Origin of the sequence: Pseudomonas sp. BS3782 TE3695 (genome assembly GCF_050435305.1) — a bacterium.
Taxonomy (GTDB): domain Bacteria; phylum Pseudomonadota; class Gammaproteobacteria; order Pseudomonadales; family Pseudomonadaceae; genus Aquipseudomonas.
Genome location: NZ_JBNDKB010000001.1, coordinates 55,987 through 82,410, shown reverse-complemented (window position 1 = coordinate 82,410; position 26,424 = coordinate 55,987). Strand labels below are relative to the sequence as shown.

Sequence of the window (26,424 nt, the reverse complement as noted above, 5' to 3'; positions counted from 1 at the left end):
GGCGCCTTTCTGGTTTGATTGAATGCTTACAGCAAATCGTACTGCTTGAGTTTCTTGCGCAGGGTGCCCCGGTTCAGCCCGAGCAGCTCACTGGCCTTGGTCTGGTTTCCCTTGACGTAGTTCATCACGCATTCGAGCAGGGGAGCCTCGACTTCGGAAAGCACCAGGTTGTACACATCCGTGACGGCAGCGCCCTCAAGGTGGGCGAAATAATTGTGCAGCGCCTTCTCGACACTCCCGCGAAGGGTCTGACCTTCTTCGCTCGGCGTATTGAGGTGCTGTTTCAAATTCACGTTGTCGCTCACGGGTGTTGTTCCACTCACTAAAGTCTCGGTCATCATCGTCATGCGGCCACCCCTTCTCCGTCCCCTGTCAGGCTCTTGTAACGTTCGGCGAAGAAGGCCCGAACGTAGGCGCATTGTGCTTCCGTATCTTCCAAACGATTGAAGTGGGCGCGGAACTCCCTGGCGCCCGGCAAGGTTGCGAGATACCAGCCCACATGCTTGCGAGCTATGCGCACGCCCATGACGTCGCCATAGAAGGCATGCAGCGCGGCCAGATGCTCAAGCAGAATACGTTCCACCTCGATCAGTTCCGGTGCCGGGAGTTTTTCGCCGGTACGCAGATAATGGTCGATTTCACGAAAAATCCATGGCTGCCCCTGGGCAGCCCGACCTACCAACAGGCCATCGGCACCGGTCGCATCGAGCACGTACCGGGCCTTCTCGGGCGAATCGATATCGCCATTGGCGAAGACCGGAATCGACACCGCCTGCTTGATCGCGGCAATGGTGTCGTACTCGGCTTCCCCGGTATACAGATCGGCACGGGTGCGGCCATGTACCGCCAATGCCGTAATGCCGGCCTGTTCGGCGATCTTCGCCACGGTCAGGCCATTCTTGTTCGCCCGGTCCCAGCCGGTGCGGATCTTCAGGGTAACCGGCACATCGACCGCGGCCACTACGGCCTGCAGGATCTCGGTTACCAATGCTTCATCTTTCAACAGGGCGGAACCGGCGGCCTTGTTGCAGACCTTCTTCGCCGGACAGCCCATGTTGATATCAATAATCTGCGCGCCCAGTTCGACGTTGGCCCGGGCCGCATCCGCCAGCATCTGCGCATCGCCACCGGCGATCTGTACCGAGCGGGGCTCGGGATCGCCTTCGTGGATCATGCGCATCCGCGATTTGCGGGTGTTCCACAAGCTCATGTCGCTGGTGACCATTTCCGACACTACAAGGCCCGCGCCCAGTCGTTTGCACAGCTGACGAAAGGGCTGATCGGTGACACCCGCCATGGGGGCGAGAATCAAGCCGTTGTGCAATGTATATGGACCGATGCGTACCGCCGACATAGGACTTCCCTGTTGTGGGGCCGGATCATGAGAGTTCGAAAAAGGGTTGGCATGATACCCGCTCTCGATGACTGGATAAAGGCTGAATTGAACAAAATCTGAACAGTGATTTTGTTATCGCCAGCGGTTTGGTACTAGCAATCAAAGTCAGAAATATGCCGTCAGGCTGTAACGCTTGAGCGTTTCACTCGGGGGAATGGAAGCTCAGGCTGTAGTTCACCGCTTTGGGGCCAGGATCGAGAATGTCCAGCGCAATGTGGATTGGCGTCTGCGGCGGCATTTCCGCCATCCCTTCGAGATCGCCGTTGAGGTACTCGCCGGGCTTGAAGCGACGGCTGGCGATCAGATGGCCGTTGAGATCTGCAAAGCGCAGCTCCAGCAGCGGGAAGGGCTGGGAGAAGGGCGCGCGATTGTAGATGATCGCGTCGACCACCAATGCGCCATTGAAGTCCGGGTGGCTGCGGACCACCAGGTTGCTGCTTTTGACTTTCGCGATGTCGACCTTGGACGGCACGGTGCAGCCGATGTGCGGGCACAGTTGCTGGAACCACGGACGGTACTGGTCCTGGCGCGCCAGTTCGTCGAAGTGGTAGGCAACGTATTGACCGGCGAGGCCGGCGGCGCCGAGCAGAATCAGCACCAGCCAGAAAAAGCGCCGGCCCCAGGGGGAGCGACGTTTTTGCCAATCCAGCTGCAACGGGTCGTCGGTCAGATCCTCCAATATTTCCGCGCGCAGTGCCGGTTCGCTGCGTTCACGTCGCTTGCGCAGCGGTTCGGCCGAGGGCCGGTCATTGTCGACATCGGCAGTCGCCGACAAGCTGGCAAAGGGGATCGGGGCGTCGAGCGGGTCGTGCAGGCGCAGCTGTTGGATCTCGGGTTCATCGTCCGGATACGTGGGCTCCAGCGACAGTGAAGGCTCGGTGCGCGAATGTTTGCTTGGTTCGACCGCCGGCTCTGGCGTGGGCGCGTCGGCGGTTTTTGCACGATCGGCGGCTGATTCACTGAAGAGGCTGTCGGACCAGGGCTCCTGATCGTGCTCGGTGGTATCGCGACGAGCGCTGAGGCTGTCCTCGCGGGGCCGAGTGAATTCCGTGGTTGGCTGGATTTCCCGCTGTTCGAGCCGGGCGAGTTCTTCATCCAGATCCAGGCTGTCCAGATCCATTTCTGCAGCGGTCCATTGCTTTTGGCTGATGGCGCGCTGCACGGGCGGTTCGACGGGCGCCGGTGCAACCGGTTTGACCGTTTCCTTGCCAGCCCGCTGCTCGAGTAACTGCTTGGCGGCGTTGAACACCTGCAAACACGAGCCGCAACGAACCACTCCACGGGCCACGCTCAACTGAGCATGGCTGACGCGGAAGCTGGTTTGGCAATGCGGGCACTGGGTGACGAAGCTGTCGGTCATGCGGCAATCCGGTTTATGCAGGCGCTCATTCTAGCGCCGACGGCCAGTAATGCGTACCCAGCCGTCGCGATTGGCAATCGGATCCAGATCGAAGTCCTGAGCGTAGGCGGCGGCAACTTCTTCACCTTGTTCGGCGAGAATGCCCGACAGTGCCAAACGACCGCCCGGCTTGACCAGCCTGGACAGTTGCGGCGCCAGCGAAACCAGCGGGCCGGCAAGAATGTTGGCGACCAGCACGTCGGCCTTAACCTGCGGCAGGTCTTGTGGCAAATACAGCGGGAAGAGTTCGTCAGCAATGTTGTTGCGACCGGCATTGTCGCGTGAGGCTTCCAGCGCCTGCACGTCGATGTCGGTGCCGACGGCTTCTTTGGCGCCCAGCAACAAGGCTGCAATCGCCAGAATCCCCGAACCGCAACCGAAGTCGAGCACGTTGCAACCTTTCAGGTCCTGACCGTCGAGCCATTCCAGGCAAAGCGCGGTGGTCGGGTGAGTGCCGGTGCCGAACGCCAGGCCCGGGTCCAGCAGCAAGTTCACGGCGTCGGGTTCCGGCGCGGCGTGCCAGCTCGGGACGATCCACAGGCGCTGACCGAAGCGCATCGGCTGGAAACCATCCATCCAGCTGCGTTCCCAATCCTGGTCTTCGATCACTTCACTGTGATGCTCGGGCAGCGGGCTGCCGGTCAGCAACTCAAGATGGGCCAGCACCGGACCGGGCTCGGTGCCACCTTCGAACAAGGCCAGCAAGTGAGTGTGCGACCACAGCGGGGTGGTATTGAGTTCCGGCTCGAAAATCGGCTGATCTTCGGCGTCCATGAAGGTCACCGACACGGCGCCCACTTCAAGGAAAGCGTCTTCGTAGGTTTCGGCTTGTTCTGGGCTGATGGCGAGACGGACTTGCAGCCAAGGCATGGCGGGCACCTTTGAAAAATATGGATTGCAGCCTGGCGGGCTGCGAGAAGCGCGCAAGTTTACGCGAGCGTGGCTAAGAAGACGACCATGGTCGAAGATCAAAAGATCGCAGCCTTCGGCAGCTCCTACAAGGGGAACGCATTCCAAATGTAGGAGCTGCCGAAGGCTGCGATCTTTTGACTTTGCTTCAGAAACAACAAAGCCGCTCGAAAGCGGCTTTGTTGGTGCGGATCACAGCTTAATGCTTCTCGCCAGCCAGTTTGTGCTCGAGGTAGTGAATGTTCACGCCCCCTTCGCAGAAGCCAGCATCGCGTACCAGGTCGCGGTGCAGCGGGATGTTGGTCTTGATCCCGTCGACCACGATTTCGTCCAGCGCATTGCGCATGCGCGCCATGGCTTCGTCACGGGTGGCGCCGTAGGTGATCAGCTTGCCGATCAACGAATCGTAGTTCGGCGGAACGGCATAGCCACTGTACAGGTGCGAATCGACGCGAACGCCGTTGCCGCCTGGTGCGTGGAAATGCTTGACCGTGCCTGGGCTAGGCATGAAGGTTTTCGGGTCTTCGGCGTTGATCCGGCATTCCAGCGCGTGACCGCGGATAACGACGTCATCCTGGGTGTACGACAGCTTGTTGCCAGCGGCGATGCTGAGCATCTCCTTGACGATATCGATGCCTGTGACCATTTCCGATACCGGGTGCTCTACCTGGACACGAGTGTTCATCTCGATGAAGTAGAAATGGCCGTTCTCGTACAGGAACTCGAACGTGCCGGCGCCACGGTAGCCGATGTCGATGCAAGCCTTGACGCAGCGAGCGAGGACTTCAGCACGCGCTTTCTCGTCGATGCCCGGTGCCGGCGCTTCTTCGAGAACCTTCTGGTGGCGACGTTGCAGCGAGCAATCGCGGTCACCCAGATGGATAGCGTGGCCCTGGCCGTCGGAAAGTACCTGAACTTCCACGTGACGTGGGTTGGTCAGGAATTTTTCCAGGTAGACCATCGGGTTGCCGAACGCTGCGCCCGCTTCGGAGCGGGTCAGTTTCGCCGAGGAGATCAGGTCTTCCTCTTTGTGTACCACGCGCATGCCACGACCACCGCCGCCACCAGCGGCTTTGATGATCACTGGATAGCCAACTTCGCGGCCGATGCCCAGGGCGGTTTCTTCGTCTTCCGGCAACGGGCCGTCGGAACCCGGAACGGTTGGAACGCCAGCGGCGATCATGGCGTGCTTGGCCGATACCTTGTCGCCCATCAGGCGAATGGTCTCGGCTTTCGGGCCAATGAACGCGAAGCCGGAGTTCTCGACCTGTTCGGCAAAGTCGGCATTTTCCGCAAGGAAGCCGTAGCCTGGGTGGATGGCGGTAGCGCCAGTCACTTCAGCGGCGGCGATGATGGCCGGAATGTGCAGGTAAGAGTGCGCGGCCGAGGCCGGGCCGATGCAGACGGATTCGTCTGCCAGACCCAGGTGCATCAGCTCTTTGTCGGCCTTGGAGTAAACGGCGACAGTCTTGATGCCCATCTCTTTGCAGGCACGCAGAATCCGCAGGGCGATCTCACCGCGGTTGGCGATCAGAACTTTTTCCAACTTCGCAGTCATCAAAGTTTCTCCGCGGTTCAAACGATGGTGAACAGCGGTTGGTCGTACTCAACCGGCTGGCCGTCTTCGACGAGGATGGATTCGATCACACCGCTGGCTTCAGCTTCGATGTGGTTCATCATCTTCATGGCTTCGACGATGCACAGGGTGTCGCCTTTCTTCACGGTCTGGCCGACTTCAACGAAGGACGGCGAGGACGGCGAGGATTTGCGATAGAAAGTACCGACCATCGGCGAACGGGCAACGTTGCCGTTCAGCGCAGGTGCAGCCGGGGCTGCAGGAGCAGCGGCGGCAACCGGAGCAGCAGCGACAGGCGCAGGCGCCGGCGCCGGAGCATGCATAGGAGCGGGAGCGTAGTACTGCTGAGCCGGCGTCTTGCTGTGACGGCTGATGCGTACGGACTCTTCGCCTTCCTTGATCTCGAGCTCGTCGATACCGGACTCTTCCAGCAATTCGATCAGTTTCTTAACTTTACGGATATCCATGAATCATCAACTCCCAAGGGTCGGTCAGGGGCGTTTAACGCTTGTTGTTCAAGCCGTTGCCTGTCTTTCAAGCTGCTCTAGTGCGGCCTCCAGGGCCAGTCGATAACCGCTGGCGCCAAGGCCGCAGATCACTCCCTCCGCAACGTCGGAGAAGTAAGAGTGATGGCGGAAAGGTTCGCGTTTGTGCACGTTAGACAAATGCACTTCGATGAATGGGATGCTCACTGCCAGCAGCGCGTCACGTAATGCGACACTTGTATGCGTAAAAGCTGCTGGATTGATCAGAATGAAGTCCACACCTTCACCGCGAGCAGCGTGGATGCGGTCGATCAATTCGTACTCGGCGTTGCTTTGCAGATAGAGCAAATGGTGGCCGGCATTGCGTGCCCGCTGTTCCAGATCCTGATTGATCTGCGCCAGCGTCGTTGCACCGTAGACGCCCGGTTCCCGAGTGCCGAGCAGGTTCAGGTTGGGGCCGTGTAAAACCAATAGGGTCGCCATCTGCTGCTCCTTTGTCATCTGTGTGCAAATTGTCAGAACCCGGCGACTATGCCGCAAAGCCTTTGTGACTGTCCAGTTCTATGCAATAGCCAGCACGATGGCCGATGTTTACGCGAAATATATGACCGGGCAATTAAATCCGGTCATTTGCTTTCGCAACACGTTCGGCGAAATTTTTTGCGCTGATCTCGCCGATCACCCGCACATCGACACGTTCGACGCCATCCTTGCCGAAAAACATCAGCGCCGGAGGACCGAACAGCTTGTAGCGGTCGAGCAAGGCGCGTTGTTCGGCGTTGCTGGCGGTCATATCGAAACGGACCAATCGATAACCTTTGAGGCGTTCGACGACATTGGCATCGGTGAGCACTTCGTGTTCGATGACTTTGCAACTGATGCACCAGTCGGCGTACCAATCGAGCAGCAGCGGTGTGCCAGAGGACTTGGCTTCGGCGAGGACGCGGTCCAGTTCGGCTGGCGTGGTGATGGTTTGCCAGTTGCCGGCGATTGGCGGTTGACCGTTGCTGGCGACGTTGCGCGGTTGGCCAATGGGGTTGAACGGATCGGTCTGGCCACTGAAGGCGCCGTACCAACAGGCCAGGGCATAAAACAGCAAGAACATCCCGAGCAATTGCCCCAGGCGTTTTCTTGGCGGTTTATAGACGAATTCCAGTGCGCCCATAAACAACCCGACGCCACCGGCGAGCAAGCCGATCAACAGCAAGGTGATCTGGCCCGGCAATACCCGGCTGAGCAAAGCGATCGCCAGCCCGAGCAACAGCACCCCAATCGCGTTTTTCACGTAGATCAGCCATGGGCCGCTTTTCGGCAGCCAGGCCGCGCCGCCGGTCGCTACCAGCAACAGCGGTGCGCCCATGCCCAGGCCGAGCATGAACAGTTTCAAGCCGCCGCCCAGCGCATCGCCACTGGCGCTGATGTACAGCAGCGCGCCGGCCAGTGGTGCCGATACACACGGCGAAACCAGCAGGCTCGACACCACGCCCAGCACGGCTGCGCCCCACAATGAGCCGCCTTCGGTACGCCCGGCGATTCGGTCCAGGCGGCTGCTGATGGCATGGGGGAGTTTCAATTCGAATACGCCAAACATGGCCAGGGCAAATACAACGAAAAACATCGCGAATGGCACCAGCACCCAAGCCGACTGCAAGCGCGCCTGAAGATTGAGCTGTGCCCCGAACATTCCCATCAAGGCCCCGAGCAGGGCGAAACAGAGGGCCATCGGCAGTACGTAAGCCAGCGACAGGTTGAAGCCGCGTAACCCGCCAACCTGTCCGCGCAGGACCACTCCGGAGAGGATCGGCAGCATCGGCAGCACGCAGGGGGTGAAGGTCAGGCCCACTCCTGCAAGAAAAAACAGCGCCAATTCGCGCCAGCTCCAGGAGGGGGGCGCGGCGCCGGTGCCATCAATATTCAGGCGTTCGGTCTCGGGCGGATAACACAGGCCTTTGTCGGCGCAGCCCTGATAGGTCACGACCAGCGTAAAAGCGCGTGAGTCGGTGCGTGGCAGTTCTACATCGAGAATGCCGTGGTAAACCTCGACATCGCCGAAGAACTCATCTCGCTTTTGTTCGCCCTTGGGCAATTGCGCCGCGCCGAGGCCAATGTCGGCCGGTTCGGCGCGAAACTGGAAGCGATGGCGGTAGAGGTAGTAACCCTCGGTAGCGACGAAACGCAGCTTGATCGATTGCGGCGTACTTTCTACCAGGCTCAACTTGAACGCTTCGCGCACCGGCAGGAAGTCGGCGCTGTTGTTGACCGAACCCAAGGTGGAACCGGGCCGACTGTCCAGCAACCCGGCGGCGGAGACCGGCAGGGCGAGGACTAAAAACAGCAGGCAAAGCAAACGGCGCATGACAATCTCGCGTATCGAAAGTGTGGGCATGATAGCGGACAGTGGCGGGATGTGCAGGGCGGGGCATCTTGGGTTGTTGTTCTGACGTCATCGCGGGCAAGCCCGCTCCCACAAGGACAGTGCATACCCTGCTCGTGATAGCGGTTTGTCAGACCCGGAAGGCCTGAACGGCTGTATGCAACCGTCCACCCAGCACCAACAAATTCTCCCCTTGCTCACGCCCCTCGCCGATGCGCAGCAAGTTATCCCCACCCAACTGGTGAATCCGCTCACTGTGATCGCGGATTTCGCTGACCGCGCCGCTCTGCTGGGCGGTGACATCGGCGATGCGCACGGCGGTGTCGGCAATGGTCTGGATCGCCCCGACGATTTTATCCAGCGCCCCGTCAGCCGCCTGAGCCTGATTGGCGGTGGCTTCGGCGTGTTCGACCTGGGCACGCATGCCTTCGACCGATTGCCGCGCGGCGGTTTGCAGGCCGGCGATCAGCGTCTGGATCTCGGCCGTCGCCCCGGCGGTGCGTTGCGCCAGTGAGCGAACCTCCTCGGCCACCACCGCAAACCCTCGGCCCATTTCTCCGGCGCGGGCCGCTTCGATGGCGGCGTTCAGGGCCAGCAGGTTGGTCTGATCGGCAATCGAGCGAATCACCGTCAGCACACCGCCGATGGTCGCTGACTCCTCGGCCAGATGTTCGATCATCTGCGCGTTGCCTTGCACTTCACCCACCAACGCATGCAGGCCGGTGAGGCTCAGGCCGATCACTTTCTGCCCGTGCTCCACCGCAAGTCCTGCATGACGACTGGCATCGGCGGCCTGGCTGGCCTCACCGGCGACTTGTTGAATCGTCGCCTCGAGTTCACCCAGGGAGTCGCGGATCAACGCGGTGTCGCCGGCCTGATGCTCGGCGCCACTGTGCAGGTCATTGCTCAATTCGGCCAACGTTCGGCTGCTGCCGGCGACTTGCTCGGCATTGAGGCGAATGGTACCGACCAGGTCGACCAGATAGGCGCGCAAGCGATTGAGCGAGGCTTGAATGTCATGCAGCTCGCGGTTGGTCGCGCCCAATTGAATGTCGCGGCTGAAGTCCCCTTCGGCCCAGGTTGACAGCGCCGGAGCGAGGTTGGTCAGGGTTCGGGCGAGGCGTCGCTGCAAGGTGTCGATGAGCAATGCGATCAGCAGAATCAGTCCGATCATCACCCCTTGCATCAACCGCACTTCGCTCTGGATCTGCCCGTGTTGGGCACGCACCACCGGTTCCAGCCCGGCGATGGACTGCTGCACGGCGGTGATTTTCACGTGCGTCGCAGCGCTGAGGTCGGCGCGTTTCTGGATTTGTTCGCGAGTGCGCGCCAGTTCCGAAGGGTAGCGGGTGAGCAGGCTGTTGAGCTCCCGCTTGAGGCCGACGCCGACATCTTCGGCGACGGTTTTCTCGGTGTTATCCAACCCCATCATCGCGGCGAAATCATCGGTGTTCGATTCGGTGCTGGCAGTCACGCCAAGTAGCGGTAAAGCGTCCAGTTGCTCGGCTTGAGTGCGGATGTTGGCGACTTCGCGTTCAACATCGGCGGCCAGTTCGCTACGACCACTGCTAACCAGTTTGTTCCGGGCCAGTGACAGTTTGCCCAAGTGCTGGGAAGCGACGAGCAAAGGTGTCAGATAGGCCGCGTTGCCGTTGGCGTATTGGTTGAGTTGATCGAGGCTGGCCCCGAGTTCGCGTTCGGCTTGCAGCAGCAATGCTTGCGGATCGCCTGCGAGTTTGCCGGCAGCCAGCAGGTCGGTTTTGCTGAATTCAGTCAGGTTCGACAGGCTCGGACGCAAGGTATCAGCCAAGGCCGGTGGCAACTCACCGAGTTCTTTTTGCAAGGCGTCGATGGCCTGGCTGGCGCTGCTCAGGCGCAGGGCGTCGCCGCTGGCCAGGTAATCCTCGATATTGCGCGCCACTTCATTTTGAAACTGCTGAGACAGTCCCAGATAACGCTCCATCAACAGATAGGGGCGCCCCAGGGCTTTTTGCGACCACCAGAGCGTGGCGCCAAGGGCCACGCACACGGCGACCAAAAGGAGGGTATTGAGATTGGTCAACAGCTTCAGGCGCATCATGGTCTACCAACGGCAGAATGGTAAGTGCCTGAAGTTATTGCGTTTCTATTACAGAGTTATGACCGAATGGGTCGATTCCGATGAAAAAGTGGCACTTTGCTTTGATTCTCTCGCGGCTTGTACGCGGTTACGTCCGGCGTGCTTCGCACGGTACAGCGCCTCGTCCGCCTGGCTGGCCATCAGCAGGCTGTCAGAGTCTTCGCGCAATTCGACGACGCCGGCGCTGAACGTGCACCAGAGGTCCTGGGGCTGAGCCGGGTAGTGAATTTCGGCAAAGCGCTGACGGATCTCATCGAGCACCTTACAGGCCGATTCGATATCAGTGTCCGGCATGACGATGGCGAACTCTTCGCCGCCATAACGGCCGATGAAGTCGGTCTTGCGCAACCGCTGCTTGAGGAACAGCGCCAGACTCTTGATCACCCGGTCACCCATGGGATGGCCGTGGCTGTCGTTGACCCGTTTGAAGTGGTCGATGTCGAGCATCGCAAAGCTCAGCGGCTTGCTTTCGCGGCGGGCGCGGAATGAGCAGTCTTCGAGCAATTGCAGAATATGAGTGTGGTTGTACAAACCGGTCAGGCTGTCGCGCACCATCCGCGCTTTCAGATTGCGCGCCCGCGCCGCGCGGTTGCGCACTGTGGTGATCAGGTGCCGTGGCTTGATCGGTTTGGTCAGGAAGTCGTCGCCGCCCTCGCTCATGGCGTCGAGCTGTTTGTCCAGATCGTCTTCGGCTGACAGGTAAATGATCGGCACGCTGACATAGCGGTCGTTATGCCGGATCACCTTGGCCAGTTCAGTACCGGTGCAGGCCGGCATGTACATGTCGAGGATGATCAGGTCCGGCTGGAAATCCGCCAGTTCGGCCATGGCCTGGATCGGTTCGATCAAGGTCCGCGTAACGATCCCGGCGCTGTTGAGCAGGCGCTCGGTGTGCAAGGCCTGGGCGCGGGAGTCGTCGATGATCAGCACTTTATACGGTTCGTACTGGGCGACGCAGGTCAGGACTTCGATCTTTTCCAGCAGGCTAGAGGCTTCGAGGGTGCCGGTGAGAAATTCCTGGCCGCCGGCACGCACGGCGGCGAGACGGGTTGGGGTATCGGTTTCGTGCAGGCTGAAAAACAACAGTGGCAAGGGCTGATCGAGACCTTCCTGGGCTTCGGCCGCCAGTTTCAGGCCGATGCCGGCGCCACTGAAATCGACGTCCATGACAATCGCCGCCGGCAAGCGTTCGACCATCGAGGAGCGGAACGCGGCGACACTGTCGAGGGATTGAGCACTCAGCCCGAAGAATTCAAGTTGTTTGGCCAGCCGTTCGGCCCGGTCGTGATCTTGCAACATCACGTAGATCGGCTTGCGCAGCGGCGGCAGAAAGGTTTGTTCGAACTGATCGCCATGACGCAGGCCGGTGCGGGACAGGCGCTGCATCAGACGATTGAGGTCAGTGATCAGTCCGCTGCTCAGGCGTCCGCGATTGGCATCGACCGCTTCCAGCGACTGGCCGATGTGGCGCGCCAGCTGGGTATGTTCCGGTTGTTCGAAACGTTCGGCAAACCGCAGCAGGCGCAGATTGGCTTCACTCAACTCCGACAAGTCGGTGGTGGACCATTCGTTGCGCTGCAGGCGTTGCCATATCTCAAGAATCTGGCGCGCCTGATGAATGACCCGCTGGGCAAAATGGTGCTTGAGGCGCTCACGGCTGGGGTCTTCTGGCTCGGTCATATCCTGACTACTAGTTAGGGTGCATGCTGAGATCGACTGGTGGCTCTATGCTAGCACCTCTTTTCGATTGCATGAGTGTCGTAGGTCAATTAACTGCAAAGCGACCTTATTCAGTTACTGACCCATGAGTCTCGGCCAGGGCGTCACTGGCTGACAGAGCCTGATGAATCAGGTGTTTCAGGACATCTCCTGGTCATTTCAAGGCAACTTCCCATGTCTCGGCGAGCCTCGTCTGTCAGGTATTTCTGATTTTTCGGCCAAACGATCCGCTCGGGAATGGCAGCTGTTAGGGTTCAGGGATTCCCTTAGTCGCTTCTCCGCAAACCATGACCCAGTGTTTCAAGGAACACCCCATTGATGATCAGCGCCTGAACCACAACAGCACGCCCGTTGCTGACTGTGAATGCAAAGAAGTGCGGCTTTATGGCAGCAAGACCCTCGTTACGGACGTGCCGATTCTTACGTGCTCCTGCCTCTGGCGTACCTTCCAGCGCGAGGCGGAAGAAGTCGTCGCGCCTAAAGGCGTATTGATTGCGGACCCCGTTGAGCGCAACCGCGCTATCAATGCTGCATATGCTCGACTGTGGCTGCACGACTCGCGGTTTCAGTGGGCCGGGTTGGCGGCGTTTGCTTCCAAGCAGGTCGGTTGCGGATTGTTGCATGCGGCGGACAGTATCGAACTTATTCGCGAGGAGCGTGAGGCGCGGCAACGTTTGCGGGAAAACCGTCGTGAGTCAGGGTTGTTGACTCGGGACAGGATGTCCGGACAGGCAGATGAATTGCGTGACTATAAAGAAGCTGACTCGCTTAATCCGGTTCCCTCTATGGATTTCCGTCCACAGGGGGAAGACTTGTCGTTCGTGCAACAGCAATTCCGGCATGTGCACGACATGATGGCGCTGGGCAATACCACGCTGTTTCTGGATGTTTATCCGCTGCATGAGTTTTATGCGAAGCGTGGGTTGGGGGAGTTGAAGCAGTGTCTGAAGGCGCGGGCGAGCATTTATGGGCGTTCGCAATTTCCGGTGCTTTGGCCGGTGGGGTATAAGAAACTACAGTTCGGGCTGGCCTACCCGGAAATTTTGCTAGCTTTTGAGGCTATAGAGGCTGGGAACATAACTGAGAGCGTGGTGCATTTGGCATCTCATGAACAGGAAAATATCCTACAGCCGACAATTTACCAAGACCGGCAATTAGCGAATTTGCTGCGTGGCAACCATGCCTCCTATGTCACTGGGTTTCCTTCAGGCGTTGCCCAGGCCATTGAATTGACCCTTACCAGCCAATGCCAGCGAGTCGAGGACGGTCGCACCATCGGTTTTGGTAATAACCCGCTGGCGGACTTATCGGATATCAAGCAGCGAATGCCATTCGTGCTCCAGGCAGCGACAGGCTTTGATCAAATGCTCAACGATCACAACCGTAGCGCATTAGAGCAGTCGATCAACGAGATCGCATCGGGTGGTAGCAGGCTATGAATCTGCAACCCAGGCTGTTCGGCTGGCGTTGCGGTGCATACCTACTGCTTCTGGGGGGCTTGACGTGGGCCGCCCTACATCAGTTGACGCAACCTTTGTGGGATGAACCCGAAATCGTCTTGGAAATAGGTGGGGCGTATGAAGATTTGCGTAGTAACTCTTCAGCACCTTTCAGTCCACGGATACGCGGGCATTTCTGGTTCGGCATACCCAAGGTCGACGCAAGATTGCGATTCGTCGACCCGCAGTTCGGGTTCAGCACACCTGCGGCGCGCTATTTTGCCGTCGGATTCAACGACAATGTCATTTACAGCCTCCGCATGTCCCCCCAGATCGAACCGCTCCTGATTGATGACGCGCTTAAAGTTGTTCTCGACCTGCAAGACCAATGGCGCGCTAAGGTTGGGTGGCGAAGGGGCTGCGAAACAATCCCACGATCGTCGATACACCTGAGTGGCGGGCCTACCTGCGCAAAGGAATTCTCGCAGGGATAACCTACTGGCAAGCTGACGATAAGTATCAGGTCATGCTGGTACTGGCTCGCTTCGAGGATTACCGAAATCCGAGTGAAGAGCGCTACCTCATCACTCTCGCACTCGCCAAACCCTGGATCCCCTTCGCCGAAATCGAAGACCGATATGACGAACCCAGTCACTTCCCCGCCCCGCAACCCAAACAAAACGGAGCCCCACCATGCCAACTCCCGCCTTCATGACCCTCAAGGGTGAAAGACAAGGCCTGATCAGCGCAGGCGCCTTCACCGAGGCGTCAGTGGGCAACGTCTATCAGTTGGGCCGCGAAGACCAGATCATGATTCAAGCCCTGAGCCATGGCATTTTCGTGCCAAAAGGGGCGGGAGCGGGGCGGCGGATGCATAAACCCTTGATCATCACCAAGGCAATCGACAAAGCTTCGCCGTTGATTAACATCGCTCTGTGTTCCGGGGAGTTGCTCAGCCAGTGCCGCGTCGAGTGGTATCGCACCTCGGCTCAAGGAACGCAGGAGCATTTCTACACCATGGAGCTTGAAGACGCGGTAATCGTTGGTGCCGAAGTGTTGATGCCGCATTGTCAGGACCCCGGCACCGCTCACCTGACTCAACTGGAAAAGGTCCACTTCAGCTATCGGCGGATCTATTGGCGGCATGAGGTCAGCCGGACCATGGGCTCCGACGAATGGCGTGCCGAGGTGCAGGAATGAGGCTGGTCAATGAAATTCATCTGTCCGCGTGGGAACGCCAACATGCGTATCCCCGCGAGCAAGCACTGGACCACGTGCGCCAGGCGTTGCTCGATCGGCAATCCATTGACGGCCTCGACGAATTGCGTGCGGCTCTGCTGATCAATATCGACAGTGAGGTGCTGGAGCAGATCGAGCGTGGCGGGTGGTGGCTGATCCGCATGGAGGCAGACTTGGGTGACTGGGTAGTGCCTACGCCTGCATTCGATCAGTCAATGATCGAATTGATGAAAAATCCACCGGTTCAACCCTTGCGATCGCCAAGGATCTTTCGCCTCGTCGACAGCGTAACGGCCGAGCCGCTGGCGCAGTTGTCGTACCTCGCAACGGTGGATGGGCAGTCCGTGCAGCGCCGAACCGATGGCGAAGGTATCGCCCATCTTTTTGCGCCGGCCGGGGTGCAGCAGATCTCAATGAAGGTTATCGGCGTTTAGCGCTGGCATGGATACTTGAGCTTATTGGCAAGGGCTGTCGCAGATTCGGGCAATAATTTTGCGGATAGACGTAACGGCAGGTGCCGGTAAAAGGCACGTTGTTGTATGGTTGTGGTCGAACCGATGAACTCAAGTGATTGAAAGGATACCGCCATGCTGGACTGGAAGAACCGCACAGGCAGCGCGCCTGAGCGTGCCGCTGAACCGAAATCGGCCACCCGCAGTTATTTTGGCGGCCTGTTGTTCAGCCGGGCGCTGGCCACTCTGATTGTTCTTTACCTGTTGGTGGCGATCGCGCTGGGCTGGTACTGGAGCCAGGAGCCGGCGCTGTTCCCGGTTCAGCAGAATGCCCAGGTGGCGGCCGAGAAAGAAGGCAAGCAAATGGTGGTCGGCTACACCACGGTGGAAACCCTCAAGACCGTTGCCGGTACTTTGCTGACCAAGCCGGGTGGCTATATTTCCAACGACCGTTTCCCGCCGGGCCTGTGGATGGACAACATGCCGAGCTGGGAATATGGCGTGCTGGTCCAGGTCCGCGACCTGAGCCGTGCGCTGCGTAAAGATTTCGCCCGTTCCCAGTCGCAGTCCGCCGAAGATGCCGACCTGGCCAAGGCCGAGCCGCGTTTCAACTTCGACAACAGGAGCTGGGTGCTGCCGTCCAGCGAATCGGAGTACCTGGAAGGCATTAACTCCCTGAGCCGTTATCAGGCACGTCTGTCGGGGCCTGACCAGAAAAGTGCGTTGTTCTATGCCCGCGCCGACAACCTGAACAACTGGCTGGGTGATGTCGGAACCCGTCTGGGTTCGCTGTCGCAACGGCTGTCGGCCAGCGTTGGCCGGGTCAAGCTCAATACCGCGCTGAAAACCGAAGTGCCGGCGCTCGGTCAGGTGCCGCAGGTGGACGAAGAAGTCGTCGAGACCCCATGGCTACAGATCGATAACGTGTTCTACGAAGCCCGCGGTCAGGCCTGGGCGTTGTCCCACCTGCTGCGTGCCATTGAAGTCGATTTTGCCGATGTGCTGGCGAAGAAGAACGCCACGGTCAGCGTGCGCCAGATCATTCGTGAGCTGGAAGCCTCGCAAGAACCGGTCTGGAGCCCGATGATCCTCAACGGCAGCGGCTTCGGTGTATTGGCCAACCACTCGCTGGTCATGGCCAACTACATCTCCCGGGCCAACGCCGCGGTGATCGATTTGCGTCAACTGCTCAATCAGGGCTGAGTCATGGTTGATAACTCCATCGATGGCATGCGGGAGGCCGCCCATCGCGCGGCCTCCGATGCCGAACAGATCGCCTGGGTCGACGAGCACGACAATCTGCTCGGTGCCCTGGTGCGCTCCGAGCTGCGCGAACGCGAGCTGATCGGGCGTGGCACTTACATCATGCTGTTCAATTCCGCCGGTGAGTTGTGCGTACACCGGCGCACATTGAGTAAAGCGATCTACCCCGGTTACTGGGACGTGGCGGCCGGTGGCATGGTATTGGCCACCGAAACTTACGCCGAATCGGCGGCCCGTGAGCTGGAAGAAGAGCTGGGCGTGAGCGGGGTGGAACTGACGGCTCATGATCACTTTTTCTTCGAAGACACCGGCAACCGACTCTGGTGCTCGGCGTTTTCGGCGGTGTGGGACGGCCCCTTGATCCTGCAACCGGAAGAAGTGCTGGAAGCGCGCTTCATCCCGATCGATCAGGTCATGCTGGAAATCACGCAGAAGCCTTATTGCCCGGACTCTCTGGCAGCTTTGCAGCGTTATCTGAAGGCCCGGCAAACCGACGTCGCAAAGAAGGTATAAATTGGCGCCGATTGGCTCTTAGCAAGTCGGCTTTTTGCCGTTACACTGCGCGACCTTTTCAAGCTGAACCGGTAATGCTTGTTGTAGAAATGTAGGAATGTAGGAGCTGTCGAGTGCAACGAGGCTGCGATCTTTTGATTTTTCTTTTGAATCAAGATCAAAAGATCGCAGCCTCGTTACACTCGACAGCTCCTACGCTCCTACGCTCATACACCGATGTATTACGGTCCAGTAGCGCTGCCCCTGCCTGAGTGGGGCTTCGCGGTCGATGGCTCCCTCCCGGATTGCCGCGACCAGTCTTTGTCCTCCCAAGAGGATTGCCGGTGGCCAAAAAAGCCGCATCCTTCGCCGCCCTTGGTGGCCTGGTATTTTCCACCGACGCAGGTCGTCATTGCCCGGATTGCAGTAAACCGGTGGATGCCTGCATCTGCAAACAGACCGTTATCCCGGCCGGCGACGGCATTGCTCGCGTGCGTCGCGAAAGCAAGGGCCGTGGCGGCAAGACGGTGACCACTATCACCGGCGTGCCGTTGGCCGAAGAGGCGCTCAAGGAGCTGGCCACGACGTTGAAAAAACGTTGCGGGACCGGTGGAGCGTTGAAAGACGGAATCATCGAAATCCAGGGCGATCATGTCGAGCTGCTCCTGGCCGAGCTGATCAAACACGGTTTCAAAGCGAAGAAATCCGGCGGCTAGCAGCCTCTGTGAAAACCACCCTCGGCTTGATCCGGCCCCGATTCAATTCTGGTCCGGCGTCGTCTACATGGTTTTCACAGAGCCTGTTCTGACCGGTTTCTAAACTCAGTGCTGAATGCGAGGTCTATGCCCCTTGCATGCAGGCTAATCGCCATTTTCATTCTTTAGACTGCGCCGGCCTGAACCCAGGCGACGCTCTATGACTTCTTTATAGGGGACTTCAATGTCCGTACGACGCACACGCAAAGACGATGGCAGCCAATGGACAGTTGCGGACAGCCGCAGTGTTTACGGGATTCGCCATTGGGGGGCCGGGTATTTCGCGATCAATGACGCCGGTCGCGTCGAAGTTCGTCCGAACGGTCCGACCAGTTCGCCTATCGACCTCTTCGAGCAAGTCGACCAGCTGCGCAAAAGCGGTTTGTCGTTGCCGTTGCTGGTGCGTTTCCCTGACATCCTGCAAGACCGCGTGCGTCAGCTGACCGGTGCGTTCGACGCCAACATCGAGCGTCTGGAATACCAGAGCAAGTACACCGCGCTGTACCCGATCAAGGTCAACCAGCAAGAAGCGGTGATCGAAAACATCATCGCCACCCAGAACGTTTCCATCGGTCTGGAAGCCGGCTCCAAGCCTGAGTTGCTCGCCGTTCTGGCGTTGGCGCCGAAGGGCGGCACCATCGTCTGCAATGGTTACAAGGACCGCGAGTTCATCCGTCTGGCGCTGATGGGCCAGAAGCTCGGTCACAACGTGTTCATCGTGATCGAGAAAGAATCCGAAGTCGGTCTGGTGATCGAAGAAGCCGCATCGCTCAAGGTCAAGCCGCAGGTCGGCCTGCGCGTGCGTCTGTCGTCCCTGGCGTCGAGCAAGTGGGCAGACACCGGTGGTGAAAAATCCAAGTTCGGCCTGTCGGCGGCGCAACTGCTGTCGGTGGTCGAGCGTTTCCGCGCCGCCGGCCTGGACCAGGGCATTCGCCTGCTGCACTTCCACATGGGTTCGCAGATCGCCAACCTGGCGGACTACCAGCACGGCTTCAAGGAAGCGATCCGTTACTACGGCGAACTGCGCAACCTCGGCCTGCCGGTGGACCACATCGACGTCGGCGGCGGTTTGGGCGTGGACTACGACGGTACGCACTCGCGTAACGCCAGTTCGATCAACTACGACATGGACGATTACGCCGGTGTCGTGGTCGGGATGCTCAAGGAGTTCTGCGATGCGCAGAGCCTGCCGCACCCGAACATCTTCTCTGAAAGCGGCCGCTCCCTGACCGCTCACCACGCCATGCTGGTGGTTCAGGTGACCGACGTCGAGAAACACAACGACGACGTGCCGAAGATCGATAACAAGGAAGAGCTGCCGGAAACCGTGCAGTGGCTGGTTGACCTGCTCGGCCCGACCGACATCGAAATGGTCACCGAGACCTACTGGCGCGCCACGCACTACATGAGCGACGTCGCCACGCAATACGCCGATGGCAAGCTGACCCTGGCGCAAAAAGCCCTGGCCGAGCAATGCTACTTCGCCGTTTGCCGCCGCCTGCACAACTCGTTGAAGGCCCGCCAGCGTTCCCATCGTCAGGTGCTCGACGAACTCAACGACAAGCTGGCCGACAAGTACATCTGCAACTTCTCGGTATTCCAGAGCCTGCCGGATACCTGGGCCATCGGCCAGGTCCTGCCGATTTTGCCGTTGCATCGTCTCGATGAAGAGCCACTGCGCCGTGCGGTGCTGCAAGACCTGACCTGCGACTCCGACGGCAAGATCAAGCAATACGTCGATGAGCAGAGCATCGAGACCAGCTTGCCGGTACACGGTCTGAACGAAGGCGAAGACTATCTGCTGGGAATCTTCCTGGTGGGTGCCTACCAGGAAATTCTCGGCGACATGCATAACCTGTTCGGTGACACCGACTCGGTGAACATCTACCAGAACGCCGACGGCAGCGTGTATCACGCCGGTATCGAAACCCATGACACCATCGAAGACATGCTGCGTTACGTGCACTTGTCGCCGGAAGAATTGATGACCCACTACCGCGACAAATGCGCCAGTGCCCGCATCAGCGCCGCCGAGCGCACCCAGTTCCTCGACGCCTTGCGTCTGGGCCTGACCCGTTCGTCTTACCTGTCTTCTTGAGGTAAGGCTCCGTTCCCATCGGGTTGTCTGAAAATTCTCCATACGTTGGGGAAATTTCAGATGATCTGGTGCGGAGCTTCTCTTTTTTCAAGCGAAGTTACCCACAGACCGGGCTATCCAAGGGATATGGTCTTCTTTTCACGTAGGTCATTTCCTAAGTTGTATTTCGGCACTCTACTCGGCCATGTCTCTCAGCGAGAATCCCCGGCCGCCCCTCCTGTAGAGAATCGCCGATGTTCGATCCAGTCAACGAGCCGTCATTTCGTCTGGATATAGCGGGTCTTCCCGACTCCTTTGAGGTCTTGGCCTTTACCGGTAGCGAAGCCATCAGCGAGCCCTTTGTGTTCGACGTGGATTTGCTGAACGATGACCCGACGCTGGACCTTGCGAGCCTGCTGTACCGCTCGGCCTTTTTGCACTTCGGGCCTCAGGGGCAGGGTATTCACGGGCAGTTGCTTGGCCTCGTTCAGCTTGGCCATGGCGCTGAGCCCCGGCTATGTCGTGTGCGTCTTGGTCCCAGGCTGGCGTGTCTGGGCCAGCGCTTCAATCAGCGGATTTTCAGCCAGCGCTCGGTGCCGCAGATTCTCGCCCAAGTACTCAAGGAGCACGGCATTGCCGGTAAGGGGTGTCGCTTCGACCTGAGCGGCGATTACTCGCCCCGCGATTTCTGCACGCAGTACCGGGAGTCAGACCTGCAGTTTCTCCAGCGTCTATGTGCCCAGGAACGGCTTCATTACTATTTCGAACACTGTGCACGCGCAGGACACTGTGTGGTTTTCGGTGATGGCCTGGGGCAGTTCAGCCGTGGCGAAGAGAGCGTCTTTGAGGATGAAAAAGAACGGCCAGGTGTGCACCAGTTCAAGCTTCACGGCTGCGGGCAGATCGCTGAAGGCCAGACGAATCTGGCGACGCTGCGCAGCGGTCAACGGATGCCACTGTCCGGCCACCCGTGTATGGACTGCAATCGTCTCTGGCTACTGACCCATGTCGAGCATCGAGGGGGACAGGAGCCAGGGCTTCCCTATAGCAATCAGCTGCGCGCCGTTGTGCAGGAAGTGCCTTTCGTGACAGATCATTCGGTGATGAAACAACCCAGAATGCATAGCTTGCAGCGGGCGTGGGTGGTCGAGGTCGATGAGTCTCAACCGGATCTGTCCAGACCGGTAGCCGTGCAGTTTGACTGGCTTTATCAGGGGGAAGGCGCGGCGCCCAGCCACTGCTGGTTGCCGCTGGCTCCCGAGTTGGGAGACGCGAACGATTGGCCGTTGAGTGAAGGGGCGCAGGTGCTGGTGAGCTTTATCGAAGGCGATCCGGATCAGCCGTTGATCAGCGGATTTCTTCCTGGCGCAGCGTCGAACACAGAGCCAGTCATACCCGACCTGGCACCTTCCTTGATGATCGATGCGAATCCGGCGCCTGTCGGCTTGTTGGGTATGTTGCAATCCAGCGAACCCCTGGTGCTCCTGTGCCTGCTGCCTGGCGGTGGCAGTTTCAGTCATTGCACGCAGTCCTTCTGCACCTGTCGGGCGGCGACGCAGTTCGGCCAGAGCGGTGCGGCATGATCGCCGCTCTGGCGCCCGACTCGACTGCGCAATGGTTGTTGCTCGATGTTCCGGGCGAGCCTCAGGCCGGTGCGAATGTGCGGCAACAGTTTGCCCATGCCCGATGGTTTCGCCTGTTCGAAGGCACTGAGTTTCACCCGTTGCGTGAGTACGGCCCGGTATTGGTCGACCTTCGCGAATGCCCGGCACTGACCGAGTTATGCCAAAGTGCGCCACACATATGGAGCGGATTGCTGCTAGCCAGTGAAGCAACGCCATCGCAGTTGCTGGAGCATTTGCGACGCATGCTCACGGTCACGATGGGTCTGCATCACCGGGCCTTGTTGAGTTACTACAACCCACACACGGCGAGTTATTTTTTCGATGCCTGCGATGCGCAGGAGTTAAGTCGCTGGCTCGGTCCGATCGATCAATTGCGCTGGTTCGGTGGCACTTGGGCCGACCGGGCGATTGGCTGTCAGGGCTGGCAGCAGTTGTTCAATCCGCGGCTGGCCGTCCGGCCGCTGGCCGTCGAGGAAAACCTCAGCCTGCGTCAGCGAGACACCTTGCAAACCTGCCTGCTGGAACAACACGTCTGGCGCTGGAGTGAATCAACCGGCACCGGTTACAACAGCATATGGGCTTACTTGCAGGAAGGGCTGGCGCTGGATTTCAGCGATCGTGCGGTGCTCGATGACTGGTTATGGCTGCGCTTGCAGCATCCCGACGCAGTGGCCGGGCAGCCATTGTCGGGAGCCAGCCAGCAGGAGCGTCTCGATAGCCTGCGCAACCTGTGGCAAAACGATCAGCCCTGAACGTGAAGGCCGGCCCTCGTCATCCTTTGAACCAGCCATCGTGTTTGCGCAAGTACCAGGCGAATGCGCCAAGGGTCAGGCTGCGCAGCAACATGAACAACAGGAAGGTTATCCACAACCCATGGTTGCCCAGGCCTTGCAGCGCCCAGGCGAAGGGCAGCAGCAGGATCACCGTCAGCAGCATGCCGTTGCGCATTTCCCGGGCGCGGGTGGCGCCGATGAACAGACCGTCGAGCAGGTAGCTCCAGACGGCAATCAGCGGCAGCACCGCGAGGTAAGGCAGGTAAAGGAAGGCGGTCTCGCGCACGCTCTGGATGTCCGTCTGCATCTGGATGAACAGGTGCCCGGCGAACAGAAACAGCAAGGCAAACCCCACACTCGCCAGCAGCGACCAACCGCACGCTACCACCAATGAGCGACGCAAGGCTTTTCGGTCGCGAGCCCCGATGGCGTGTCCGCACAGGGCTTCCACGGCGTGAGCCAGACCGTCCAGTGCGTGGGCGGTCAGCAGCAGACCATTGAGCAGCAACGCATTGGCGGCAACCGTGGCATCGCCCAGCCGGGCGCCTTGCACGGTGATCAGGAAAAACACTGACTGCAATGCCAGGCTGCGAATGAAAATGTCGCGATTGACCGCCAGCAATGGGCGCCAGCTCTGCCACAGCGCCAGCGCGGCCCAAGCGATATGGCCGGGATAGGCGCGCAACGCCTGGCGGGTCATGAAGAGGCCGATCAGCGCGCCGGTCCATTCGGCAATCACCGAGGCCCGGGCCGCGCCGACCACGCCCCACTCCAGGCCGAGGACGAACCAGAGATTCAGCGCGATGTTGACCAGGTTGGTGCTCAGCAGAATCGCCAGCGGAGCCCGAGCGTTCTGAGTACCGAGAAACCAGCCCACCAGCGCGTAGCTGGCCAGCGCTGCCGGTAAGCCAAACAGTCGCGTGTGGAAAAACTCGCGGGTGAGCTGGTCCAGCTCCGCCGACGGTTGCATGAAGTGCAACGCGACCCCGCTCAACGGCACGCCCACTGTGCCCAACACGATCGCCAGGCCCATGGCCAACAACAGACCCTGGAGCAAAATCTGCCGCAACGCTGCGCCATCTCCGCGTCCGGCAGCCTGGGCGGCGAACCCGGTGGAGCCCATGCGCAGAAAGCCCATGGCCCAGGCAAGAAAGGTATACAAGCTGGCGCCCACTGCGACAGCGCCGAGCTGATGAGCATGGGGCAGGTGGCCGACGACGGCACTGTCGACCAGCGCTACCAAGGGTACGGAAATGTTGGAGAGAATCATCGGCGCGGCGAGCGCCCAGACTCGACGATGGGTCGGACGGTCGCGCCAGTCGGCAATCAGATTGGACATGCAGGCTCCTTGGGGGCGCCTGCATTGTAGGGCAGATTATGTTCAGCCAAATGAACGCAATCTACAAAACATCACAGATCCAATGTGGGAGCGAGCTTGCTCGCGAAGGCTTTCTTACATTCAACCTATCAGCCGCCTGACACACCGCTTTCGCGAGCAAGCCCGCTCCCACATTGATGGTGGGTTGCCTTAATGAACAATCCAGCTCAACAACCACAACCCCAGCAACAACCAGATAATCCCCATGATGATCGACGCGTTCATGAAGGCGCGGATCGCTGCCCACAGCAGCATCAGCCCGATGATCAGCGTGATGATGCTGATGATCGAAGTGTCCATGCCCAGCGCTTGGGCCAACCCTTCGACAAAATTGCTGCCGGCGTTGCTCAACAGGTTGAACAGACCGCTGAGGGCGTCGATGATGAACCGGATGGCCGAACCGATTATCTGGCCGAGCCATTCGAAAAAACTTTCTACCTGCATGTGTACGTCCTGATGGAGTGGTGGCGTGGTTGCCGGATCCGAGCGTTGGGCTATTGATCGTGCTGCGTAGGAGCTGCCGAAGGCTGCGATCTTTTTGAGTATGACGCAAGTACGCAGGCACAACGCTGCCACTTGCCTTCACCCGCCATCCCCTTGAAGCTATACGCCTTCAGGAGAACCCGATGAACCTTGTTGAACTGACCGAACGCCTGCACGCCATTCGCGACCGCAATGACTGGCGGCAATTTCACAGCCCGAAAAACCTGGCCATGGCCGCAAGCGTGGAAATGTCCGAGCTGGTGGAGATTTTCCAGTGGCTGACCGAAGACCAGTCACGCCAGTTGCCGGCGGACAAGCTCGCCCATGTCGGGCAGGAAGTCGGTGACATCGTGTTGTATCTATTGCTGTTGTGCAGCGAGTTGGGGTTGGACATGAATGAAGTGGTGCGCAACAAGCTCGCGGACAGCGAACGGCGGTTCAGCTGATGAGCGACCGTCATTTCGATCAGCTGGCGACTCGCTTCGCCGAAAAAATCTACGGTGGCGCCAAAGGTGCGATCCGGCTCGCGGTGCTGCAGGCCGACCTGGCCGAAACCCTGCCAGACCGCCCGTTGCGCGTCCTGGACATCGGCGCCGGCCTGGGCCACATGTCGTTGTGGCTGGCCGAGCGCGGCCATCAGGTGACCCTCGCCGAACCCGCCGAACCGATGCTTGAAGGCGCCCGCCAGCGCTTCGCCGAAGCCGGGCAGACGGCGACGTTCATCCAGGCGCCGTGGCAGGATCTGCTCGGTCAGCTCACCGAACCCTACGACCTGGTGCTGTGCCACGCCGTGCTGGAATGGCTGGCCGAACCCCATGCGATTTTACCGGTACTGCATCAGTTGACGAAGCCGGACGGCTGGTTGTCCCTGGCGTTCTACAACCGCGATGCGTTGATCTACCGCAACCTGCTCAAAGGTCATTTCCGCAAGATGCGCAAGAACGACATGGCCGGCGAAAAGCAGAGCCTGACGCCGCAGCAGCCACTGGATCCACGGGAACTGGCGGCGCAACTTGAGAGCATGTGGCAGGTCGAAACCCAGAGTGGGGTGCGGGTTTTTTACGACTACATGCCAGTGGAATTCCAGGCCCGCGTCGAACTGCCGGACTTGCTGGAAATGGAGCTGGCCCACCGCCGTCATCCAGGTTTCGCCGGGCTGGGGCGCTACCTGCACTGGATCTGTCGGCCGATCTGAGCGGAGCGCGAAATGAACAGTCGTTCAGGGTTACTGGTGATCTGTCTCGGGTTGGCGGCCTGTCAGGGCAGCAACCCTTATGTCGCGACATCCAATCCCCTGCCACCGGCACCGCCCCAGGCCGCCACCACCTTCGACCGCAGCGCCTACCCGGCGCCGCCACGCGATTACGGACGCTATCGCAGTTGGACCTGGCTCAACGGGCGTCTGCCACCGGACACTGCCTGGGCCGACTCGGCGCAGGTGGCCGAAGCGGTCAGCAATGCTCTCGATCAACGCGGCTTGCGCCCACTGCACGACAATCGCCCGGCGGACCTGTGGGTCAGCGCCGATTTGCATCTGGAAACCCGCTGGCGTCAGGTCCGGGACGACTATGGTTACGGCGGGAGTTACTACGGCGGTGGTTATGGCGGTTACAACCGCTACGGCAGCGGTTACGGCATGTACAACACGGTGCCGGTCATCCGCACTTATCAAGTGCAAGTCGTGGTGGTGCGTGTCGATCTGTTCGACGCGAGCACCGGACAGCCGGTATGGAGTGCCAGTGCTGAAACCAGCAGCCAGGGCAGCCAGAGCGAGCGTGCCGATGCCATACGCGAAGCTGTCGAAAAGGCCATGTCGGCGTATCCTCCTAGTTAGCTTCTTTTACCGGAAGCCTCCCGCAGGTGCATGTCTTCTATCGGAGAAAAATCATGTTCCGCCGTCTCGCTTTACTGGCCATGGCCGCGCTGCTCACTGCCTGCGCCGCCAACCAGGTCAATCATGACTTCGATGCCAGCCGCGACTTTGCCGCCTACCGTAGCTGGAGCTGGAAAGAGCCCGCCGTGCAATACCGTCCCGATGACCCACGGATCAAAAGTGACCTGACCGAACAACGCATCCGCCAGTCCGTTGCCGATCAGCTGGATCAGCGCGGTTTGCGGCCGGCCGCCGCTGGCGCCGGTCCGGATCTGAGGGTGCAGGCCTATCTGATCGTCGAAGATCGTCAGCAGCAGGTGACCACTCACTATGGCGGTGGTTATGGTGGCCCATGGTACGGCTACTGGGGCGGGCCGATGTACAACGAAACGCGCAATATCAGCTACAAGGTGGCGACCATTCAGGTCGACCTGCTCGATGGCAAGGACGGCAAACTGGTGTGGCGCGGCAGCGACGAGCAGACGCTCAGCCGCACACCGAACCCGCAGGACCGTAGCAATAGAATCCACGAGACGATCGGGCGGATATTGGCGAACTATCCACCGCGCTAAACCGACACCACAGATCCGTTGTGGCA

General features: G+C 59.6%; 25 protein-coding genes and 1 pseudogene. 14 read left to right on the top strand and 12 right to left on the bottom strand.

Annotation, left to right across the window (positions count from 1 at the left end):
• Window positions 1–26 precede the first annotated feature (26 nt).
• The 10 genes from fis to gcbA form a co-directional block, all read right to left on the bottom strand.
• Window positions 27–347: a DNA-binding transcriptional regulator Fis gene (gene fis / locus ABH909_RS00395; RefSeq protein ID WP_007907419.1), complete on the bottom strand. Its 321-nt coding sequence runs from the start codon at window positions 345–347 to the stop codon at window positions 27–29.
• Window positions 344–1,354 carry a tRNA dihydrouridine synthase DusB gene (gene dusB / locus ABH909_RS00390; protein ID WP_007907421.1) on the bottom strand — a complete coding sequence of 337 codons (1,011 nt, stop codon included), beginning with the start codon at window positions 1,352–1,354 and terminating at the stop codon, window positions 344–346. Before dusB ends, fis begins: the two co-directional genes overlap by 4 nt.
• A gap of 184 nt (window positions 1,355–1,538) precedes the next feature.
• Entirely contained in the window at window positions 1,539–2,756 is a 1,218-nt protein-coding gene (locus tag ABH909_RS00385; protein WP_429429624.1) for a DUF3426 domain-containing protein, read from the bottom strand.
• Between the two features lie 30 nt (window positions 2,757–2,786).
• Window positions 2,787–3,665: a 50S ribosomal protein L11 methyltransferase gene (gene prmA, locus ABH909_RS00380; RefSeq protein WP_429429622.1), complete on the bottom strand. Its 879-nt coding sequence runs from the start codon at window positions 3,663–3,665 to the stop codon at window positions 2,787–2,789.
• A gap of 238 nt (window positions 3,666–3,903) precedes the next feature.
• Window positions 3,904–5,262, bottom strand: coding sequence for an acetyl-CoA carboxylase biotin carboxylase subunit (gene accC, locus ABH909_RS00375; RefSeq protein WP_008069032.1), 1,359 nt, complete (start codon window positions 5,260–5,262; stop codon window positions 3,904–3,906).
• 17 nt (window positions 5,263–5,279) lie between these two features.
• On the bottom strand, window positions 5,280–5,747 hold the full coding sequence (accB, locus tag ABH909_RS00370) for an acetyl-CoA carboxylase biotin carboxyl carrier protein (RefSeq protein ID WP_008069033.1): 468 nt from the start codon (window positions 5,745–5,747) through the stop codon (window positions 5,280–5,282).
• A gap of 48 nt (window positions 5,748–5,795) precedes the next feature.
• Window positions 5,796–6,248, bottom strand: coding sequence for a type II 3-dehydroquinate dehydratase (aroQ, locus tag ABH909_RS00365; RefSeq protein WP_123500889.1), 453 nt, complete (start codon window positions 6,246–6,248; stop codon window positions 5,796–5,798).
• Between the two features lie 133 nt (window positions 6,249–6,381).
• Window positions 6,382–8,121, bottom strand: a complete 1,740-nt coding sequence (locus ABH909_RS00360) for a protein-disulfide reductase DsbD (protein WP_429429620.1) — start codon at window positions 8,119–8,121, stop codon at window positions 6,382–6,384.
• Window positions 8,122–8,269: 148 nt separating this feature from the next.
• A complete protein-coding gene (locus tag ABH909_RS00355) occupies window positions 8,270–9,313 on the bottom strand; it encodes a methyl-accepting chemotaxis protein (RefSeq protein ID WP_429439696.1) in 1,044 nt (347 codons plus the stop codon).
• A gap of 954 nt (window positions 9,314–10,267) precedes the next feature.
• Window positions 10,268–11,938, bottom strand: coding sequence for a diguanylate cyclase GcbA (gene gcbA / locus ABH909_RS00350; protein ID WP_429429618.1), 1,671 nt, complete (start codon window positions 11,936–11,938; stop codon window positions 10,268–10,270).
• Window positions 11,939–12,264: 326 nt separating this feature from the next.
• On the opposite strand from gcbA, the gene ABH909_RS00345 reads away from it, so the two are divergent.
• The 10 genes and pseudogenes from ABH909_RS00345 to ABH909_RS00300 all read left to right on the top strand — a co-directional run bounded on the left by ABH909_RS00345 (window position 12,265) and on the right by ABH909_RS00300 (window position 22,071).
• Window positions 12,265–13,416: a DUF2515 family protein gene (locus tag ABH909_RS00345; protein WP_429429616.1), complete on the top strand. Its 1,152-nt coding sequence runs from the start codon at window positions 12,265–12,267 to the stop codon at window positions 13,414–13,416.
• Window positions 13,413–14,131, top strand: a pseudogene (locus tag ABH909_RS00340) (hypothetical protein). Before ABH909_RS00345 ends, ABH909_RS00340 begins: the two are co-directional and overlap by 4 nt.
• The gene (locus ABH909_RS00335; protein WP_429429615.1) at window positions 14,110–14,616 is read left to right on the top strand and encodes an Hcp family type VI secretion system effector; all 507 of its coding nucleotides are present in this window, start codon (window positions 14,110–14,112) and stop codon (window positions 14,614–14,616) included. Before ABH909_RS00340 ends, ABH909_RS00335 begins: the two are co-directional and overlap by 22 nt.
• Complete coding sequence (locus ABH909_RS00330; protein WP_429429613.1) at window positions 14,613–15,089, top strand: hypothetical protein; 477 nt, start codon at window positions 14,613–14,615, stop codon at window positions 15,087–15,089. Before ABH909_RS00335 ends, ABH909_RS00330 begins: the two co-directional genes overlap by 4 nt.
• Before the next feature lie 153 nt (window positions 15,090–15,242).
• Window positions 15,243–16,310, top strand: a complete 1,068-nt coding sequence (locus tag ABH909_RS00325) for a DUF2333 family protein (RefSeq protein WP_429429611.1) — start codon at window positions 15,243–15,245, stop codon at window positions 16,308–16,310.
• A gap of 3 nt (window positions 16,311–16,313) precedes the next feature.
• Window positions 16,314–16,883: an NUDIX hydrolase gene (locus ABH909_RS00320; protein ID WP_429429609.1), complete on the top strand. Its 570-nt coding sequence runs from the start codon at window positions 16,314–16,316 to the stop codon at window positions 16,881–16,883.
• Window positions 16,884–17,206: 323 nt separating this feature from the next.
• A complete protein-coding gene (locus ABH909_RS00315) occupies window positions 17,207–17,578 on the top strand; it encodes a translation initiation factor Sui1 (protein ID WP_145255445.1) in 372 nt (123 codons plus the stop codon).
• Between the two features lie 223 nt (window positions 17,579–17,801).
• Window positions 17,802–19,715, top strand: coding sequence for an arginine decarboxylase (speA, locus tag ABH909_RS00310; protein WP_008069058.1), 1,914 nt, complete (start codon window positions 17,802–17,804; stop codon window positions 19,713–19,715).
• 233 nt (window positions 19,716–19,948) lie between these two features.
• On the top strand, window positions 19,949–21,277 hold the full coding sequence (locus tag ABH909_RS00305; protein WP_429429606.1) for a type VI secretion system Vgr family protein: 1,329 nt from the start codon (window positions 19,949–19,951) through the stop codon (window positions 21,275–21,277).
• A complete protein-coding gene (locus ABH909_RS00300; protein ID WP_429429604.1) occupies window positions 21,274–22,071 on the top strand; it encodes a DUF4123 domain-containing protein in 798 nt (265 codons plus the stop codon). Before ABH909_RS00305 ends, ABH909_RS00300 begins: the two co-directional genes overlap by 4 nt.
• Before the next feature lie 19 nt (window positions 22,072–22,090).
• On the opposite strand, the gene ABH909_RS00295 is transcribed toward ABH909_RS00300, so the two are convergent.
• Both ABH909_RS00295 and ABH909_RS00290 read right to left on the bottom strand, forming a co-directional pair.
• The gene (locus tag ABH909_RS00295; protein WP_429429602.1) at window positions 22,091–23,431 is read right to left on the bottom strand and encodes an MATE family efflux transporter; all 1,341 of its coding nucleotides are present in this window, start codon (window positions 23,429–23,431) and stop codon (window positions 22,091–22,093) included.
• A 189-nt stretch (window positions 23,432–23,620) separates the two neighbouring features.
• A complete protein-coding gene (locus ABH909_RS00290; RefSeq protein WP_063341672.1) occupies window positions 23,621–23,914 on the bottom strand; it encodes a hypothetical protein in 294 nt (97 codons plus the stop codon).
• Window positions 23,915–24,096: 182 nt separating this feature from the next.
• Here ABH909_RS00290 and ABH909_RS00285 point away from each other — a divergent pair, with 182 nt between their 5' ends.
• Genes ABH909_RS00285 through ABH909_RS00270 form a run of 4 tightly spaced genes read left to right on the top strand, consistent with a single transcriptional unit; the run spans window position 24,097 to window position 26,398 of the window.
• Window positions 24,097–24,399, top strand: a complete 303-nt coding sequence (locus ABH909_RS00285) for a MazG-like family protein (RefSeq protein ID WP_429429600.1) — start codon at window positions 24,097–24,099, stop codon at window positions 24,397–24,399.
• The gene (locus tag ABH909_RS00280) at window positions 24,399–25,148 is read left to right on the top strand and encodes a methyltransferase domain-containing protein (RefSeq protein WP_429429598.1); all 750 of its coding nucleotides are present in this window, start codon (window positions 24,399–24,401) and stop codon (window positions 25,146–25,148) included. The genes ABH909_RS00285 and ABH909_RS00280 overlap by 1 nt, the downstream gene beginning before the upstream one ends.
• Window positions 25,149–25,160: 12 nt before the next feature.
• Complete coding sequence (locus ABH909_RS00275) at window positions 25,161–25,787, top strand: DUF4136 domain-containing protein (RefSeq protein WP_429429596.1); 627 nt, start codon at window positions 25,161–25,163, stop codon at window positions 25,785–25,787.
• Window positions 25,788–25,840: 53 nt separating this feature from the next.
• Window positions 25,841–26,398: a DUF4136 domain-containing protein gene (locus ABH909_RS00270; protein WP_429429594.1), complete on the top strand. Its 558-nt coding sequence runs from the start codon at window positions 25,841–25,843 to the stop codon at window positions 26,396–26,398.
• Window positions 26,399–26,424 lie beyond the last annotated feature (26 nt).

Coding starts and splice junctions, on each gene's coding strand:
- prmA (WP_429429622.1), bottom strand. CDS start 3,665: ATGCCTTGGCTGCAAGTCCGTCTCGCCATCAGCCCAGAACAAGCCGAA.
- ABH909_RS00385 (WP_429429624.1), bottom strand. CDS start 2,756: ATGACCGACAGCTTCGTCACCCAGTGCCCGCATTGCCAAACCAGCTTC.
- fis (WP_007907419.1), bottom strand. CDS start 347: ATGACGATGATGACCGAGACTTTAGTGAGTGGAACAACACCCGTGAGC.
- ABH909_RS00335 (WP_429429615.1), top strand. CDS start 14,110: ATGCCAACTCCCGCCTTCATGACCCTCAAGGGTGAAAGACAAGGCCTG.
- speA (WP_008069058.1), top strand. CDS start 17,802: ATGTCCGTACGACGCACACGCAAAGACGATGGCAGCCAATGGACAGTT.
- gcbA (WP_429429618.1), bottom strand. CDS start 11,938: ATGACCGAGCCAGAAGACCCCAGCCGTGAGCGCCTCAAGCACCATTTT.
- ABH909_RS00285 (WP_429429600.1), top strand. CDS start 24,097: ATGAACCTTGTTGAACTGACCGAACGCCTGCACGCCATTCGCGACCGC.
- ABH909_RS00355 (WP_429439696.1), bottom strand. CDS start 9,313: ATGATCGGACTGATTCTGCTGATCGCATTGCTCATCGACACCTTGCAG.
- accB (WP_008069033.1), bottom strand. CDS start 5,747: ATGGATATCCGTAAAGTTAAGAAACTGATCGAATTGCTGGAAGAGTCC.
- ABH909_RS00270 (WP_429429594.1), top strand. CDS start 25,841: ATGTTCCGCCGTCTCGCTTTACTGGCCATGGCCGCGCTGCTCACTGCC.
- ABH909_RS00325 (WP_429429611.1), top strand. CDS start 15,243: ATGCTGGACTGGAAGAACCGCACAGGCAGCGCGCCTGAGCGTGCCGCT.
- ABH909_RS00280 (WP_429429598.1), top strand. CDS start 24,399: ATGAGCGACCGTCATTTCGATCAGCTGGCGACTCGCTTCGCCGAAAAA.
- dusB (WP_007907421.1), bottom strand. CDS start 1,354: ATGTCGGCGGTACGCATCGGTCCATATACATTGCACAACGGCTTGATT.
- ABH909_RS00275 (WP_429429596.1), top strand. CDS start 25,161: ATGAACAGTCGTTCAGGGTTACTGGTGATCTGTCTCGGGTTGGCGGCC.
- ABH909_RS00305 (WP_429429606.1), top strand. CDS start 19,949: ATGTTCGATCCAGTCAACGAGCCGTCATTTCGTCTGGATATAGCGGGT.
- ABH909_RS00300 (WP_429429604.1), top strand. CDS start 21,274: ATGATCGCCGCTCTGGCGCCCGACTCGACTGCGCAATGGTTGTTGCTC.
- ABH909_RS00320 (WP_429429609.1), top strand. CDS start 16,314: ATGGTTGATAACTCCATCGATGGCATGCGGGAGGCCGCCCATCGCGCG.
- ABH909_RS00360 (WP_429429620.1), bottom strand. CDS start 8,121: ATGCGCCGTTTGCTTTGCCTGCTGTTTTTAGTCCTCGCCCTGCCGGTC.
- ABH909_RS00290 (WP_063341672.1), bottom strand. CDS start 23,914: ATGCAGGTAGAAAGTTTTTTCGAATGGCTCGGCCAGATAATCGGTTCG.
- accC (WP_008069032.1), bottom strand. CDS start 5,262: ATGACTGCGAAGTTGGAAAAAGTTCTGATCGCCAACCGCGGTGAGATC.
- ABH909_RS00330 (WP_429429613.1), top strand. CDS start 14,613: ATGAGGCTGGTCAATGAAATTCATCTGTCCGCGTGGGAACGCCAACAT.
- ABH909_RS00345 (WP_429429616.1), top strand. CDS start 12,265: ATGACCCAGTGTTTCAAGGAACACCCCATTGATGATCAGCGCCTGAAC.
- aroQ (WP_123500889.1), bottom strand. CDS start 6,248: ATGGCGACCCTATTGGTTTTACACGGCCCCAACCTGAACCTGCTCGGC.
- ABH909_RS00295 (WP_429429602.1), bottom strand. CDS start 23,431: ATGTCCAATCTGATTGCCGACTGGCGCGACCGTCCGACCCATCGTCGA.